Below are 15,276 nucleotides of genomic sequence, written 5' to 3'. Positions count from 1 at the left end.
GCCGGGCGGCGGCGAACCGGTAACGGTCGGGACTCGGCGGAGACGGCCGTCCGTTCTGAGAGAGTGGGAGACATGCGCGAAGCGGACACACGTACGGAAACAGAGACCGTCAGGGACGTCCTGGTGATCGGCGGTGGCATCACGGGCCTGGCGGCCGCCCACCGATTGCTCGACCGGGACCCCGGTGTCCGGGTCACCGTCCTGGAGAGCTCCGACCGGCTCGGCGGCAAACTGCGCGCGGGCGAGATCGCCGGCGCGCGCGTCGACCTCGGCGCCGAGTCGATGCTGGCCCGCCGCCCCGAGGCCGTGGGCCTCGCGAAGGAGGCCGGCCTCGGTGACCGCCTCCAGCCGCCGTCGACCGCCACCGCCTCGATCTGGACCCGGGACGCGCTGCGCCCCATGCCCAAGGGTCATGTCATGGGCGTCCCCGGCACCGCCGACGCGCTCGCCGGTGTCCTCTCCGACGAGGGCCTCGCCCGTATCGCGCAGGACGCGGACCTCCCGCCCACCCCGATCGGCGACGACATCGCGGTCGGCGAGTACGTCGCGGCGCGGCTCGGCCGCGAGGTCGTCGACCGCCTCGTCGAACCGCTCCTCGGCGGCGTGTACGCGGGCGACGCCTACCGCATCTCGCTGCGCAGCGCGGTCCCGCAGCTCTTCGACGAGGCCCGCCGGCACACGTCCCTGACGGCGGCCGTCCGCGCCATCCAGGCCCGCACCCCCCAGCCCGCGGATCGGCCCGCCCCGGTCTTCATGGGCATCGAGGGCGGCGTCGGCACCCTCCCGGAGGCGGTGGCGAAGTCGGTCCGCGCAAAGGGCGGCGAGATCATTCTCGGCGAACGCGCGGTGCAGCTGGGGGCGCGGGGAACCGCGCGCCCGGCCACCCCCGACGAGCACGCGACGGCACCGCACCGGCCGCAATGGCGCCTGGTCACCGAGTCGGGCCGCACCTTCAGCGCCCCCCAAGTGATCATCGCCCTCCCGGCCCCCGCCGCGGCGAGCGTCCTGCGCACCGCCTCCCCGAACGCCGCCCAGGAACTCCGCGCGATCGAGTACGCGAGCATGGCCCTGATCACCCTGGCCTACCGCACGAGCGAGGCCGGCCTCCCGCCCGGCAGCGGCTTCCTCGTGCCCCCGGTCGACGGCCGCACCATCAAGGCCGCCACCTTCGCCTCCCACAAGTGGGGCTGGATCGCCGACGAGAACCCCGACCTGCGCATCGTGCGGACCTCGGTCGGCCGGTACGGCGACGAGAAGGACCTGGCCCGCGACGACGCCGAGCTCGTCGACATCGCCCGCCGCGACCTGCGCGAGGCCGTCGCCCTGACCGCCACTCCCGTCGACGCCCACGTCACGCGCTGGCAGGACGGCCTGCCCCAGTACCCGGTCGGCCACGCGGACCGCGTCACCCGCGTCCGCGAGCACATCGGACGGCTCCCCGGCGTCGCCGTGTGCGGCGCCGCGTACGACGGCGTCGGCATTCCGGCCTGCATCGCGAGCGCCTACGCGGCCGTGGACGAGCTGCGCGGGGACCCGGTGCCGGACGCGGACGGCGACGCGGGAGAATGAGGGACATGAGCGACGAGAACACCACCCCCGACGCGGCGGCAGCCCGTATCCCGAACAAGGGCAAGTTGGCGAAGGATCTCAACGAGACCATCCGCTACACGCTCTGGTCGGTCTTCAAGCTGAAGGACGTCCTCCCCGAGGACAGGGCCGGGTACGCCGACGAGGTCCAGGAGCTGTTCGACCAGCTCGCGGCGAAGGACATCACGGTCCGCGGCACGTACGACGTGTCCGGCCTGCGCGCCGACGCCGACCTCATGATCTGGTGGCACGCGGAGACGGCCGACGAGCTGCAGGAGGCGTACAACCTCTTCCGCCGCACGAAGCTGGGCCGCGCCCTGGAGCCGGTCTGGTCGAACATGGCGCTGCACCGCCCCGCCGAGTTCAACCGCTCGCACATCCCGGCGTTCCTCGCCGACGAGACGCCCCGCGACTACGTGAGCGTCTACCCCTTCGTGCGGTCCTACGACTGGTACCTGCTGCCCGACGACGAGCGCCGCAAGATGCTCGCCGACCACGGCAAGATGGCGCGCGGCTTCGCCGACGTGCGGGCCAACACCGTCGCCTCGTTCTCGCTCGGCGACTACGAGTGGATTCTCGCCTTCGAGGCCGACGAGCTGTACCGCATCGTCGACCTGATGCGTCACCTGCGCGCCTCCGAGGCCCGGCGGCACGTCCGTGAAGAGGTGCCGTTCTACACCGGGCGCCGCAAGTCGGTCGCCGACCTGGTGGCAGGGCTCGCGTAAGTCGTGCCGCCCGCTTGAGCGCGGGGCACGGGGCTCTGCCCCGGACCCCGCTCCTCAACCGCCGGAGGGGCTTCAGTTCAGCGGCGTCGGCTCCGCGTGGGCCGCACAGGACGCCCCGCGCCGCTCGGGCAGCCGCCCCTCCAGCACATACGCGTCGAAGTGCCCGTTCACACAGGCATTGGCGCCGCCGCCGATCCCGTGCGTCCCGGCGTTCTTCTCCGTCACCAGTACCGACCCGGCGATCCGCCGGTTCAGCTCCCGCGCGCCGGTGAACGGCGTCGCCGCGTCCCGTTCGGCGGCGAGGATCAGGGTCGGCGGCAGCTCACCGGGTGCCGTCGTCACGTCGACCGGCTGCTGCCGGGGCGTCGACCAGTACGCGCACGGCAGGTTCATCCACGCGTTGTCCCACGTCTCGAACGGTGCCTTCTTCGCGAGCGCCGTGTTGTCGCGGTCCCAGACGCGGAAGTCGGTGGGCCAGGGCGCGTCGTTGCACTCGACGGCCGTGTAGACGGCGGTCGCGTTCTCGTTCTCCAGCTCGGCACGCGTCCCCGACGGCGGTGTGGCCTGGCCGATCAGCGGCTTCGGGTCGCCCTTCAGATAGGCGGACAGGGCGGCGGCCCGCATCGGCCAGTAGTCGTCGTAGTACCCGGCCTGGAGGAACGCCGACTGCAACTGTCCCGGGCCGACCTTCCCGCCGGCCGGCTCGTGCGCGAGCTCCGCGCGCACCTTCTCGTACGAGCGCAGCACCGCCTCGGGCGTCGCGCCCAGGTGGTACGTGCTGTCGTGCTTGGCGACCCACGTCCGGAAGTCGCTCCAGCGGCGCTCGAACGCCGCCGACTGCTCCAGGTTGTTCCCGTACCAGACCTTGCGCGGGTCCGGGTCGACCGCCGAGTCGAAGACCATGCGGCGCACGTGCGAGGGGAACAGCCGCGCGTACACGGCGCCGATGTACGACCCGTAGGAGGCACCCATGTACGTGAGCTTCGGCTCGCCCAGCGCGGCCCGCAGCACCTCCAGGTCACGGGCGTTGTCGAGCGTCGTGTAGTGCTCGATCCCCGGGTTCTTCGCGCAGCCCGCCGCGTACGACCTGGCCTGCGCGACACGCTCCTTCTTGTACGAGGCCGAAGGGTGCGTCGGCGACTGGGTCGGCGCCTTCGCGAAGCGCTTCGGGTCCTGGCACGAGAGCGGAGCGGACCGCCCGACTCCGCGAGGCGCGTAACCGATCAGATCGTAGGCGGCGCCGATCCGCTTCCACTCCGGCATCACGCCGGCCAGCGGGAAGTACATGCCGTTGCCGCCGGGGCCGCCCGGGTTGAACACGAACGCGCCCTGCCGCTCGCTCTTCTTGCCGCGCGCGGCGACCCGGCTGACGGTCAGGTCGATCCGCCTGCCGGACGGGTGCGCGTAGTCGAGGGGGACGGAGACGGTGCCGCAGCGCACCGGGTCGTCCAGCTCCTCCACCTCCGGGCAGGCTTTCCAGGTGATGCCCGCGACGGCGGCCCGCGCGGCGGCGACCGCGACACCGGCCCGCTCCGGCGCGGCGGCGGGGCCGGGGAGCGGGACGGGGGAGACGGGGGACACGGGGGAGGCGGCCGGCGCGGACAGGACCAGCGACCCCGCGGCGGCGCAGAGGACGGACGTGGCTCGCAACGCGTGTCTCATACGCGGATACTTCGTGCGGTGGTTGGTGATGTAAAGCACCGGGTCGCCGGTGTCGGATCAATGACCCCGTTGCGTCGGCCCGGGCTCTTCGCTCACTCGGCGAGCGCGGCCCGCACCTGCGGATCGTCCACCGCGCGCAGCCCGCGCACGGCGACCGCGAACAGACTGCCCGCGGCCGCGGGACGCGCGGCGAGCAGCCGCTGCCCGACCGGCGAGGCCCAGCGCGTGTAGGGGTGGATCTCGATCCGGGCGATGGCCAGACAGCTCAGGGTGAGCAGCAGCGGAAGCGCGAACCAGAGCGCCACCGGGGTCTGCTGCGCCTCGGTGCCCTCGCCCGGGGTGAGCGTCGCGAGCGCGCCGAGCACGACCACCGCGACGGCCGCCGCGCGCACCTGCCGTACCGCGCCCGAGACGGCCGAGCGGGCCGCCTCCGGGACCGCGAGGCCCGCCGCGACGAGCCCGTCGGCCAGCGCCCGCACCGCGTCGCCCGCGACGGTGGCGGCCCGCAGCGGCGCCGTCCGCGACTGCCCGGCCGGCCCGATCGCGCCGAGCACGGAACGCTCCATGGCGTCCCCGCCCACCGGGTCGACGACCGTCGCCCAGCCGGTGTGCGCGAGCAGCAGCCGACGGCCGCGCGCCATCGACACCAGCGTCACGTCCACGACCCGCACCGGCCCGCCGGACAGGAACGCCGTCTCGTACAGGGACAGTTCGTGGTCCGACAGGACGTGCGCGCCGGCCCGCGCGGCGTCCTCGGCGCGCTCGCCCTCGGCGGCGCGCACGGCCGCGAGGCACAGCCGTCCGCAGGACACGGCGGCGGCCGCGCAGGCCAGGAGGAGATACAGGACCCAGAACATGTGGTGTTTCTATGACAGGTGTTCGAGTTTCCGCTACGGCATAGTCACTATGCGGACACTCATCGCCCGGCCGCCGGGCTGGACGCCGCGGGCGGCAGCGAGAACGTCGGCGACGGGGTGACGGGCGTCGCCGAGTCCGGGGACGCGGTCGGCCCGGGCGGGGCGGGGGAGCGGGTCCCGGGCGGCGGGGTCGCGGTGGCCGCGTTCCGCGCCAGCGCGTCGAAGTCGACCAGGCCCGTCGCCTCCAGGACCTTCATGTGGTCCAGGACCGTGGTGTTGGCGTCGTCCGCGAGGTCCCGTACGAGCGTGTTGCGGGTCGAGGCACGCACCTGGGCGACGAGGGCGAAGACCTGGCCGTGCGCGGCGCGCAGGATGTTGGCGAACTCGCGCTCGTAGTCCAGGCCCTTCGCCGCGGTCAGGGTCCGCAGCCAGCTCTGCTGCTGGGGATTGGGCTGGTTGGGCAGTTCCAGGTGGAGCTGCGCGGCGACCTCCCGCACCCGCGCGTCCAGGAACGTGTGGCCCTCGACCAGGTGCTCGCCCGCCGTCTCGATCGCCTTGGTCGGGGCCCGCTCCTCGGCCTGCTGCCCGGCGGGCATCTCCCACAGCCCGGCGAGCCGCACCTTCGTGATGAAGAGCCGGTCCGTCGCCGACAGCGGGCCGAACCGGGTCGGCACCGTCTGCGCGTCGAGGGTGTCCAGGCCGGTGGCCGACCGGTCCGCGTAGGACCAGAGGGGAAAGGCGAGCGCGGCCAGGGTGGCCAGCAGCCCGGTGATGATGAGCGCGGTCCCGTTCAGCCGGGGGACAAGACGGGTGCCGCGGGTCGGCGAGAGCGATCGCATGGTGCCTCCTGGTGCGGCACCGCACGCTAGTGCTCCCCGGCACCGGGTGCCGGGCATCCGCACGGACTACGTCAACCGCCGTACGGGACGCGGGGGTTGTGCGGGCCCGCGCGCCCCGCCCCGGTGTGTACCCGGCCCGCGGTCAGCCCCTGCGCAACGCGAACCGTGCGGCCCGCAGTGCCCGGGCCACCGGGCGGCCCGTCAGCGGCGCGGGGCCGGACCGGTCCAGCCACCAGGCCGTCAGCTCGCGGCGCGGGCCCGCCTCCGGGACCCGCTGCTCCAGGAGCAGGTCCTCGGCGAAGTCCAGTGCGTCGCGCCGGTAGCCGTCGGTCATCGGCCGGCGTGCCGCGTAGGCGAGAAACGCCGTCCGGTACGCCGACGCGCCCAGGATCACCGGCAGTTCGGGTGCCACCTTGGCGACGACGTCGGCCCGCTTGCTCGCGAGCGCGCGGCTCTGCACGGCGAGCCGGACCCGGTCGAAGCCCTCCGGCGCCGGGGTGCCCGCGACCAGCGCGGAGAGCAGGGCGGTCTGGGCGAGGGCGACCCGTCCCCGTACGGAGTCGTCGGCCCCGGCCACCTCCGCGCGGGCCGCGTCCCCCGGGGCGGCCGGTGCGGGGCCGCCGGCCGCGCGCACCGTGGCCCGGACGGTCTCCACCTCGCGCCCCAACTCGCCCGAGTCCTCGGGGAAGTTCTCGTCCCGCTCCAGCAGGACGCCCGGCGGGGTCACCCGGGACGCCAGGTCCGCCAGGATGTCGAGCACCGCCCGGGGCACCGGGTGGGCGTGGCTGTCGTGCCACACCCCGTCCCGCTCGAAGCCGCCCGCCACATGCACGTAGGCGATCGCCTCGACGGGCAGCTCGTCCAGCGCCTTGGCCGGGTCCTCGCCCCGGTTGACGTGGTTCGTGTGCAGGTTCGCCACGTCGATCAGCAGCCGGACGCCGGTGCGCTCCACCAGCTCGTACAGGAACTGCCCCTCGGACATCTCCTCGCCCGGCCAGCCGAACAGCGCCGCGATGTTCTCCACGGCGAGCGGCACCGGCAGCGCGTCCTGCGCGATTCGGATGTTCTCGCAGAGCACGTCGAGCGCGTCCCGGGTGCGCGGCACCGGCAGCAGGTGCCCGGCCTCCAGAAGCGGCGACGCGGTGCGCTCGCCGCCCGCCCGGACGAACGCGATGTGCTCGGTGACCAGCGGCGCCCCCAGCGCCTCGGCCCGCGCCGCGAGGTCGGCGAGCCGCCCCTCGTCGGGCCGCTCGGCGCCGCCGAGCCCCAGCGACACCCCGTGCGGCACGACGGTCACGCCCCGGTCGAGCAGCCGTCGCAGCGAGTCGGGCAGATGCCCGGGACAGACGTTCTCGGCGACCGCCTCGACCCAGTCGATGCCCGGCATCGCCTCGACCACGTCGGCGATCTCCGGCCGCCATCCGATCCCCGTACCCAGCCGCGGAAGCTGCCGCATGTCCGTCCCCCTCCTCCGCGCCGACTCTGTCCAGGTGTCATGGCCCCGGCGCGTCCGGCCGAACCCACGGCGGGAGACGTTCAGAGGAACATTTGAGGTTCCGGGGGAGGGGCGAGTGACCGCCGCCGGCGGCTGAGCCGGCATCGGCGGCGGCCCACGGGCACGGAAGCCTGCGCCTCCCCCTGCGTGGCTCGCGTGCTCACCGTCCCCGCCGGCCGGGGCAGGCGGGAGACCGCCCCGAAGGGGCCGGCAAGGACGAGGGGCCGGGGCCGAACGACGGCGTGAACGCCCCCGGCCGCTCGGGGAACGGCGGACGGAAGGACCCGGGGTCTCGGGGCGTGCGGCGGGCGGCCGACGGAACTCCCCGTCCGGCGCTGCTCGCTCTGCTCACCCGATGCTAGGCCCCCGCGAGACGGACCGCCAGGGTCCGATTCGGTCGCTTTCCGTGGTGCGGCCCGTGTGTTTCCCGTGCTTCACGCATGCCCGAGATCCGGCAGCCAGCCGCCGTCCCGGGGGCCCTCGGCGACCACGGTGCACGAGCCCGGGGCGATCTCCGTGAACCCGGCGTCGCGCACCACCGGCAGCCCGGCGCGGGTCAGCGCCGCCCAGCGGTCGCGGTCCTCGCACACCCGCACCGCCAGCGGGAAGCCCGCCTCGCGCCACTCCTTGCGCCGTGCGTCCGACAGCTCCCACCAGGCGAGCTGGGCGCCGTGCCCGGCCTGCGCCATGGCCTTGCCCGCGGTCATCTCCAGCTCCGGGTTGAGCCAGAGCGTCACCCCCGCCGCATCGGGGGCGGCCGGCGGCTCGGGGTCGTCGAGATCCGTGCCGGAGACCTGGAGCCGGGCCAGGTCCTTGGGCCAGCCGTCGAGCGGGACCGGCGGGAAGACCCGCACCTCGGTCCCGGCGGCACCGGTCACCGTGATGCCCTCGAGAGCCTCGGCGCGCCGCCACTCGGCGCCCCTGGCCCGTCGCACCACCTTGCGGATCCGGGCGTCCTGCCAGTCCCGCATCGCCCGCGCCCACTCCCCGTCGCCGAGCGAGCGCTCGTCCGAGAGGATCGTCAGCACCGCGCGGGCCGCCGTCTCCAGCGCGTCCGTGCGGACCGGCGGCGCGGCCCGCTCGATCCGGACGACGAGCGGCAGCACGAACTGCGGCGCCTCGTCCCGCGCGGTGGGCTCGGACCGGAAAGGGCTGTCGGTGGCGGTGTCGTCGCTGGTCACGCCCTCCAGTCTGCCAGCCTGCCGCACATACCTTCGCCGCGCCGCCGACCGACAGGCCCTAGCCGGAGCACGCGGTGCGCTGCGCCTCCTGCCACGTGCACACCGGGCACAGCGTGGCGCCCTTCGTCGACTCCGGGAACTCCGTGGGCTCCCGGCACAGCACGCACTCGGCGAAGGGCTCCTCGGGAGCGGTCGCAGGGGCGGGGACGCGGTCATCGGCCATGCCGGCCAGCGTACGGCGGCGCGTCACCGCTTCCGGGCCGCCGCCCCCACCAGCTCCGACACCCGCACGAACCGGTAGCCCTTCGCCCGCAGCGCCGGGACCACGTCCCGCACCACGCGCTCCGTCGTCGGCGCCGCGCTGCGCGTGCAGTGCATGACGACCACCGAACCCGGCCGCACCCCGTCGAGCACCTGCCGGGTCACCGCGCCCGCGTCCGTCGCGAACGCGTCGCCGCTCACCACGTCCCACTGGATCGCCGTGACCCCGGCCGGGGTGAGCGCCCGCAGCGCGCCCCGGTCGTAACAGCCGCCCGGGAAGCGGAAGTAGGGCACGACGTGCCGCACGCCGGCCTTGCGGAACGCGGTGAACGCCTTCTCCACGTCCGCCCGCATCCCCGCCGCCGGCACGGTCGGCAGGCCGTAGCAGTCGCCGGTGAAGGCGTAGTGGCTGTACGAGTGGTTCGCGACCTCGAAGAGCGGGTCGCCGCCGATGTCCCGCGCCTGAGCCGGGTACTCCTCGGCCCAGCGGCCGGTCATGAAGACGGTCGCCGGGACCTTCAGGCGGCGCAGCGTCGCGATGAGCCGCGGGTTGTCGAAGTGCTCGCCCGCGGCGGCCCGCGGTCCCTGGTCGGCGGTCATGTCGGCGTCGAAGGTGAGCGCGACGGTCCGACTCCGTGCGTCCTGGGCGCCCTTCACGGGTCTCTCGGCGCTCTTGAAGACCGGGGTGAGGCCCGACGGGCCCGGGGCGAGCCGGGGCGGCCCGGTCGGCGTCGCCGCGGCCGACGGGCTCGCGGCGGGCCGCCCGGCCTGCCCCGACGGTGCGTGTCCGGATTCGCCGGAGCAGGCGGCGGCCCCGAGCGCGAGGGCGCCGATGGCGCACGACAGAACGGTGCGGCGGAAGGAGCGATAGCTGATCACGCCGCGACGATAACTGGGTAAATCGGATTATTCGGTTACCGTTCGGTTCCGCTCACCCGGTCAGCGGGCCAGGACCGTCCGCCCGCCGCGCATCCGGCGCGCGGCTCTGATCAGCCGGGCCCGCTCACGCTCGGAGGTGCCGCCCCACACGCCGGTCGTCTGCTCCGTGGTCACGGCCCAGTCGAGGCATTCGGCGACGACCGGGCACCGGTGGCAGACCTCCTTCGCGGCCTCGGCGTCCTGCACGGCGGGCCCGGCCGTACCGACCGGGAAGAACAACTCGGGGTCCTCGTGCACGCACGCGGCCCGGTTCAACCACTCCATTTCCGTCTCCCTCAACGGCATCGGAGGAACTGCCGCGCGGGTGCCCGGAACCCCAGGAGTGGAAACCTGTCTCAGCCGTCGCCGCGCAAGGCCCTGGTGAGCCGCTCGAAGAAGGCGGCGTGAGCGGCGGCGCTGGCGGGCGTCTCCGGGTTCCACGGCAGCACGACGGCCCGCTCGGCCACGGCCGCCCAGTGGGCGTCACCGGCGTACTGGCCGGACGGCGCCGCGTTCGCGCGGGCGTCCAGCAGGACGACGTCCGGGGCGAGTTCGGCCGCGTCCGCCCAGGTGCCGGTGTGCCAGTTGGCCCCGGGGCCCTCGGGCGGCTCGACGGTGTGCACCCCGAGGCCCGTCAGGGCGCTCAGGTCGGGCCACTTGGCGGGCCGCGCCAGGTGGACGCTGTCCGGGCCGCCCGGCGACAGGGCCAGCACCCGGGCCGCCCCCCGCGCGGACGCCGTCAGTTCGGCGAGGCCGGACTCCGCCCGGGTGAGGGCGGCCAGCGCGTCCGGGCCCTCCGCGGTGCCGAGCGATCTGCCGAGCTCGGCGAATCGTTCACGCACCCCGGCGAGGGTCCGCCCCTGTCCCACGTCGATCACGACGACCGGGACGTGCTCCTCCAGATGCTTCGCCGTGTCGGGCTCGATCCCGTAGACCTGCCCGCCCCCGTAGGTGAGCGCGACCACCAGGTCCGGCCGCACCGCGAGCACGTCGTCCAGGCCGAGCCCGGCTCCGGCCCCCAGGTACGGCACCTCGTCGAGCGGCAGCGCGCCGGACTTGGCGCGGTCGGGGCTGTCCCCGTCGTGGTACGAACCGAAGATCCCCACGGGCCGGGTCCCGAGATCCCACAAACTCGCCCCGGCCTGTATGTAGGCCACGATCCGGGCCGGTGTGTCGAGCGAGGCGGCCAGATGCCCCCGGTCGTCCGTGAACTCCCATGACTGTGCGGAAGGTTGATTCATAAGGGCACCCTGCCCAAGGGGCACGGCGGACATGTCCGTCTCCGCGTCCCCCCGGCGCACGCGGCCCGGTCAGTCCATCGCGACGAGCCGCCGACGGCTCTCCGCCACGTCGAAGTCCGCCTTCGGGTACTGCGGGTCGAGCGCCTCCAGATGCTCCAGGAGCAGCGTGCTGACGGCCCAGTTCCGGTACCACTTGCGGTCCGCCGGGATCACGAACCAGGGCGCCGCCTCCGTCGAGCAGCGCTCCAGCGCGATCTCGTACGCCTCCTGGTAGGCGGGCCACAGCGTGCGGTCGTCGATGTCGCCGGTGCTGAACTTCCAGTGCTTGTCCGGGTTGTCGAGCCGTTCGAGGAGACGGCGCTTCTGCTGCTCGTAGGAGATGTGCAGGAAGCACTTGATCACGGTCACGCCGTCGTCGGCGAGGGTCTTCTCGAACCGGTTGATCTGCCCGTAGCGGCGCCCCAGCGAAGCGCGCGGCACCAGCTCCCGCACCCGGGCGACGAGCACGTCCTCGTACTGCGACCGGTCGAAGATGCCGATCTCGCCCGGCTCCGGCAGCGCCTTGACGACCCGCCACAGGAAGGGGTGGTTCAGCTCCTCCGGGGTGGGGGCCTTGAACGCCTTGATGCGGCAGCCCGACGGGTTGAACTGGCCGATGACGTGCTTGACCGTGCCGCCCTTCCCGCTGGTGTCCATGCCCTGGAGGACCAGCAGCACCCGGCGCCGGTCGCCGGCCGAGCCCGCGGCCCACAGCCGCTCCTGGAGCCCGGCCAGACGCGGGCCGAGCTCCGCGGCGGCCGCGACCCCCGCCGCCTTGTCCCGCGGGCCGCCCGGGGTGGCGGCCGCGTCGTACGCCGACAGATCGACCCGCTCGCCCCCGGGGACGCGCAGCAGCTCGCTCAGTGCGGGCGCGGCCTTCTTCTTGCCGTTCTTGCCGCCGTCGCCGCCCTGCTTGCTCTTGCCCTTCGCCACCGCGCGCCCCTTCCGGTCAGGTCCTACGATCCTGCGTCGGTCCCGGCGCCCGCGCTACTTGTGCCAGGGGCCGGTCACCGCGAACGTCGTCCCGGGCGTGTACACGTTCACGTACATCGACTTCCCGTCGGGAGCGAAGGTGACCCCGGCGAACTCGCCCCAGGCCGGTTCCTGCGCGGTCCCGATGTTCTGCCGCCCGCGCGCCATCGCGTACACCTCGCCCCTGCGGGTCACCCCGAAGACGTGCTGCGCGCCCTCGCCGTCCTCGCACACCATCAGCCCGCCGCTCGGCGCGAGACAGATGTTGTCCGGCTCCTCGCCCGGCAGCTGTACGTCGGTGTCCGGTCCGAAGACGACGACCAGGGTCAGGCGGCGGGCCGACGGGTCGTAACGCCAGATCTGGCCGAAGTGGTCGGCGGCCGAGCCCTCGCGGCTGCGCGCGTAGGACGAGACGAAGTAGACGCAGCTGCCGCCCCAGTAGCAGCCCTCCAGCTTCTGGGCGTGGGTGATGCCCTTCGGGCCGAAGTCCTGGTTGCGGATCGCGGTGGTGGCCGCCAGCGGGTCGGGTACGTCGACCCACTCGATGCCGCCGAAGGTGGCTCCCGTCTCCTGGACCGCCGACAGGTCGGGCACGCCCGGCACCCGCATCGCCTGGAGCGTGCCGCCCGCGCGCAGGGAGCCGAGGCCGCCGCGTGGCTTGTCGGGCAGGAAGCGGTAGAAGAGGCCGAACGGTTTGTCGAAGGCGTCCTCCGTCTCGTAGACGACACCGCGCCGCGGGTCGACGGCGATCGCCTCGTGCTGGAAGCGGCCCATCGCGGTCAGCGGGACGGCGCCCGAGCGCCGCGGGTCGACGGGGTCGACCTCGAAGATGAAGCCGTGGTCCTTCGTGTAGCCGTTGGTGCCGGCTCTGTCCTCGGTCTCCTCGCAGGTCAGCCAGGTGCCCCACGGGGTGGGCCCGCCCGCGCAGTTGACCGCGGTGCCCGCGATGGCGACCCGCTCGTCGAGGACGCCGTTGTGCCGGTCGAGCGTGAGCGCCGTACAGCCGCCCTTGCCCATCGGGTCGTAGGTGATGCCCTCGACGACGGGGACCGGGACCCGGCCGGTGACCCTGTTCTCGTGGTTGCGCACGAGACGCACCCGGCCCTTCTCTCCCGCGAAGGCGGCCATGCCGTCGTGGTTGCTGGGCACCGCCCCCTCACCCGAGCGCAGTGCGTCGCCCTCGCGGGAGAGCACCTTGTAGCGGAAGCCCGCGGGGAGGTCGAGCAGGCCGGCCGGGTCCTCGACCAGGGGGCCGTATCCGGCGCGCCCCTGGGCCGCGGCCGAGCCGGTGAACAGCTCGGACAGCTCCCCGGCGAAGGCGATCCCCACCCCCAACGCGCCGGTGCGGGCGAGGATCTGACGTCGTGTCGCGGACTGTCGTGCATCAGTGGTGCGCGAGTCGCCGGTGCGCGTCTGCGTGGTGCGTGACATGGGTGCAACCTCCTGTTGGCGGACAGGAACTGTGACCCGGCTGTGTCTACCACGTGGACGCGCGCACCGGCAGACGGCCGGGGCGCGGCTTCTCAGGCCGCTACGAGGCCCTTGGCGTCCCGGGCCAGCGCGGTGAGCCGGGATATGGCGCGGAAGTACTTCTTGCGGTACCCGCCGTTCAGCATCTCCTCGCTGAACAGCTTGTCGAACGGCTCGCCCGCCGCGAGCACCGGGATCTCCCGGTCGTAGAGCCGGTCGGCCAGGACGACCAGGCGCAGCGCCGTGGACTGGTCGGGCACGGCGGACACGCCGGTGAGGCAGACCGCCGTCAGGTCGTCCGTCAGCGCGCCGTAGCGGCTGGGGTGCACGCGCGCGAGGTGTTCGAGCAGGTGCGGGAAGTCGTCGAGCGAGGCGCCCTCGGTGGCGTACGCGGCCTCGGTGACCTGCTCGTCGGAGAAGGGCGGCGGCGCCTCGGGCAGGCCCCGGTGGCGGTAGTCCTCGCCGTCGATGCGCAGCGGACGGAAGTGCGCGGACAGGCCCTGGATCTCGCGCAGGAAGTCCACGGCCGCGAACCGGCCCTCGCCGAGCTTGCCGGGCAGCGTGTTCGAGGTGGCGGCGAGCGCGACGCCCGACTCCACGAGGCGGGCGAGGAGCGAGGAGACGAGCACGGTGTCGCCGGGGTCGTCGAGCTCGAACTCGTCGATGCACAGCAGGCGGTGTCCGCCGAGCGTCTTCACCGTCTGCTGGAAGCCGAGGGCGCCGACCAGGTTCGTCAGTTCGACGAAGGTGCCGAACGCCTTGAGCGCGGGCTCGGCCGGGGTCGCGTGCCAGAGGGAGGCGAGGAGGTGGGTCTTGCCGACGCCGTAGCCGCCGTCGAGGTAGACGCCGCGCGGGCCGGTCGGGGCGGCCGGCTTCTTGGCGAACCACTTCCGCTTGCCGGAGCCGGAGGAGTGCGCGCCGCCGAGCCCGGCCGCGAAGGAGCCGAGGACCTCGACGGCCTGGGTCTGGCTCGGCTGGTTCGGGTCCGGGATGTAGGTGTCGAAGCGGGCCGACGCGAAGCGGGGCGGCGGCACCATCTCCGCGACCAGGCGCTCCGCGGGGACGTGCGGCTCGCGGGCGCACAGGGACTGCGGGGTGGCGGGGGCGGCGGGCCCGTGGCCGGAAGCCCCGTGGGCGGAGGACGACTGGGTGGAGGATGACACAGCTCATCAGCTTAATGGCCGTGCCACACTGCACGTCATGCGACGCCTGTTCCCTGTGACGTACGAAACAGCAGATCACCTGGGCCGGGAGGGGACCGGGGAGGCCCCGGCCGCCGCGGAGCCCCGCGACGGCGCGTGGAGCCTCGACGCGCTCGCCGACGCCTACGCCTATCCGCCGCAGGCCGCCGAGGCGCCCTGGCTGCGCGCCAACATGGTCTCCACGCTCGACGGCGCCGCCCAGCACGACGGCCGCTCCCAGCCCATCTCGAACGACACCGACATGCGGATCTTCGGCACCCTGCGCGGCCTCGCCGACGTGGTGGTGGTCGGCGCGCAGACCGTCCGCCAGGAGGGATACCGTCCGGCCCGCGCGCGTGAGGCGTTCGCCGCCCGCCGCGCCGCGGCAGGCCAGGGCGCCGCCCCGTCGATCGCGGTGATCAGCGCGAGCCTGGACCTGGACTTCACCCTGCCGCTGTTCACCGAGCCCCTGGTCCCCACCTATGTGATCACCGGCTCGGGCGCCCCGGCCGACCGGATCGGGGCCGCGCGCGGGTCCGGCGCCGAGGTGCTGCTCGCCGGGGAGGGCGCCGCGGTCGAAGCGGACCGCGCGGTCGCGGCCCTCGCCGAGCGCGGGCACCGGCGGCTGCTCACCGAGGGCGGGCCGCGGATGCTCGGTCAATTCGTCGCGGGCGGGGTACTCGACGAGCTGTGCCTGACGGTGTCGCCGATGCTCACCGCCGGCGATGCCCAGCGCATCGCCGGCGGCTCGGTGCTGCGCGTGCCGGAACGTTTCGAGCTGGTCTCTCTGCTGGAGGAGGACGGTTTTCTGTTCACCCGATACGGTCGGAGGCGACACTGAACGGAAT

Annotated in this window: 15 protein-coding genes; 3 read left to right on the top strand and 12 right to left on the bottom strand. The window is 74.0% G+C overall.

Annotated elements, in window-relative coordinates; all coding sequences use genetic code 11:
• The first annotated feature begins 72 nt into the window (after positions 1–72).
• Together hemG and hemQ are read left to right on the top strand one after the other, a co-directional pair.
• Entirely contained in the window at positions 73–1,569 is a 1,497-nt protein-coding gene (hemG, locus tag K377_RS07565; protein WP_111662403.1) for a protoporphyrinogen oxidase, read from the top strand.
• A 5-nt stretch (positions 1,570–1,574) separates the two neighbouring features.
• The gene (gene hemQ, locus K377_RS07560; RefSeq protein WP_111662402.1) at positions 1,575–2,312 is read left to right on the top strand and encodes a hydrogen peroxide-dependent heme synthase; all 738 of its coding nucleotides are present in this window, start codon (positions 1,575–1,577) and stop codon (positions 2,310–2,312) included.
• A gap of 72 nt (positions 2,313–2,384) precedes the next feature.
• Here hemQ and K377_RS07555 read toward each other — a convergent pair whose 3' ends face one another.
• From K377_RS07555 to zapE, 12 genes are all read right to left on the bottom strand, one after another.
• Positions 2,385–3,974 (bottom strand): alpha/beta hydrolase, encoded by a 1,590-nt coding sequence (locus tag K377_RS07555; RefSeq protein ID WP_111662401.1) that lies wholly within the window; start codon positions 3,972–3,974, stop codon positions 2,385–2,387.
• 92 nt (positions 3,975–4,066) lie between these two features.
• Positions 4,067–4,831 carry a TIGR04222 domain-containing membrane protein gene (locus tag K377_RS07550; protein WP_111662400.1) on the bottom strand — a complete coding sequence of 255 codons (765 nt, stop codon included), beginning with the start codon at positions 4,829–4,831 and terminating at the stop codon, positions 4,067–4,069.
• A gap of 59 nt (positions 4,832–4,890) precedes the next feature.
• Positions 4,891–5,670 carry a DUF4142 domain-containing protein gene (locus tag K377_RS07545; protein ID WP_111662399.1) on the bottom strand — a complete coding sequence of 260 codons (780 nt, stop codon included), beginning with the start codon at positions 5,668–5,670 and terminating at the stop codon, positions 4,891–4,893.
• 142 nt (positions 5,671–5,812) lie between these two features.
• Positions 5,813–7,126, bottom strand: coding sequence for a DUF692 domain-containing protein (locus K377_RS07540; protein ID WP_111662398.1), 1,314 nt, complete (start codon positions 7,124–7,126; stop codon positions 5,813–5,815).
• A gap of 473 nt (positions 7,127–7,599) precedes the next feature.
• Entirely contained in the window at positions 7,600–8,346 is a 747-nt protein-coding gene (locus tag K377_RS07535; RefSeq protein ID WP_111662397.1) for an aminoacyl-tRNA hydrolase, read from the bottom strand.
• A 58-nt stretch (positions 8,347–8,404) separates the two neighbouring features.
• Positions 8,405–8,569 carry a hypothetical protein gene (locus tag K377_RS41590; protein ID WP_181512500.1) on the bottom strand — a complete coding sequence of 55 codons (165 nt, stop codon included), beginning with the start codon at positions 8,567–8,569 and terminating at the stop codon, positions 8,405–8,407.
• Positions 8,570–8,592: 23 nt separating this feature from the next.
• Positions 8,593–9,486: a polysaccharide deacetylase family protein gene (locus tag K377_RS07525; RefSeq protein ID WP_111662395.1), complete on the bottom strand. Its 894-nt coding sequence runs from the start codon at positions 9,484–9,486 to the stop codon at positions 8,593–8,595.
• Between the two features lie 60 nt (positions 9,487–9,546).
• Positions 9,547–9,810: a WhiB family transcriptional regulator gene (locus K377_RS07520; protein ID WP_111662394.1), complete on the bottom strand. Its 264-nt coding sequence runs from the start codon at positions 9,808–9,810 to the stop codon at positions 9,547–9,549.
• A gap of 71 nt (positions 9,811–9,881) precedes the next feature.
• Positions 9,882–10,766, bottom strand: coding sequence for an ABC transporter substrate-binding protein (locus K377_RS07515; RefSeq protein ID WP_111662393.1), 885 nt, complete (start codon positions 10,764–10,766; stop codon positions 9,882–9,884).
• Between the two features lie 69 nt (positions 10,767–10,835).
• Positions 10,836–11,669 carry a PPK2 family polyphosphate kinase gene (locus tag K377_RS07510; RefSeq protein ID WP_202455658.1) on the bottom strand — a complete coding sequence of 278 codons (834 nt, stop codon included), beginning with the start codon at positions 11,667–11,669 and terminating at the stop codon, positions 10,836–10,838.
• A 123-nt stretch (positions 11,670–11,792) separates the two neighbouring features.
• Positions 11,793–13,208 (bottom strand): alkaline phosphatase PhoX, encoded by a 1,416-nt coding sequence (locus tag K377_RS07505; RefSeq protein ID WP_111662391.1) that lies wholly within the window; start codon positions 13,206–13,208, stop codon positions 11,793–11,795.
• A gap of 92 nt (positions 13,209–13,300) precedes the next feature.
• Positions 13,301–14,332: a cell division protein ZapE gene (gene zapE, locus K377_RS07500; RefSeq protein ID WP_202455657.1), complete on the bottom strand. Its 1,032-nt coding sequence runs from the start codon at positions 14,330–14,332 to the stop codon at positions 13,301–13,303.
• Positions 14,333–14,447: 115 nt separating this feature from the next.
• Here zapE and K377_RS07495 point away from each other — a divergent pair, with 115 nt between their 5' ends.
• Positions 14,448–15,269 carry a pyrimidine reductase family protein gene (locus K377_RS07495; protein WP_111662389.1) on the top strand — a complete coding sequence of 274 codons (822 nt, stop codon included), beginning with the start codon at positions 14,448–14,450 and terminating at the stop codon, positions 15,267–15,269.
• Positions 15,270–15,276 lie beyond the last annotated feature (7 nt).

Source organism: Streptomyces sp. PsTaAH-137, assembly GCF_003259365.1.
Taxonomy (GTDB): Bacteria; Actinomycetota; Actinomycetes; order Streptomycetales; family Streptomycetaceae; genus Streptomyces.
This window is presented reverse-complemented; position numbering and strand designations above follow the sequence as displayed.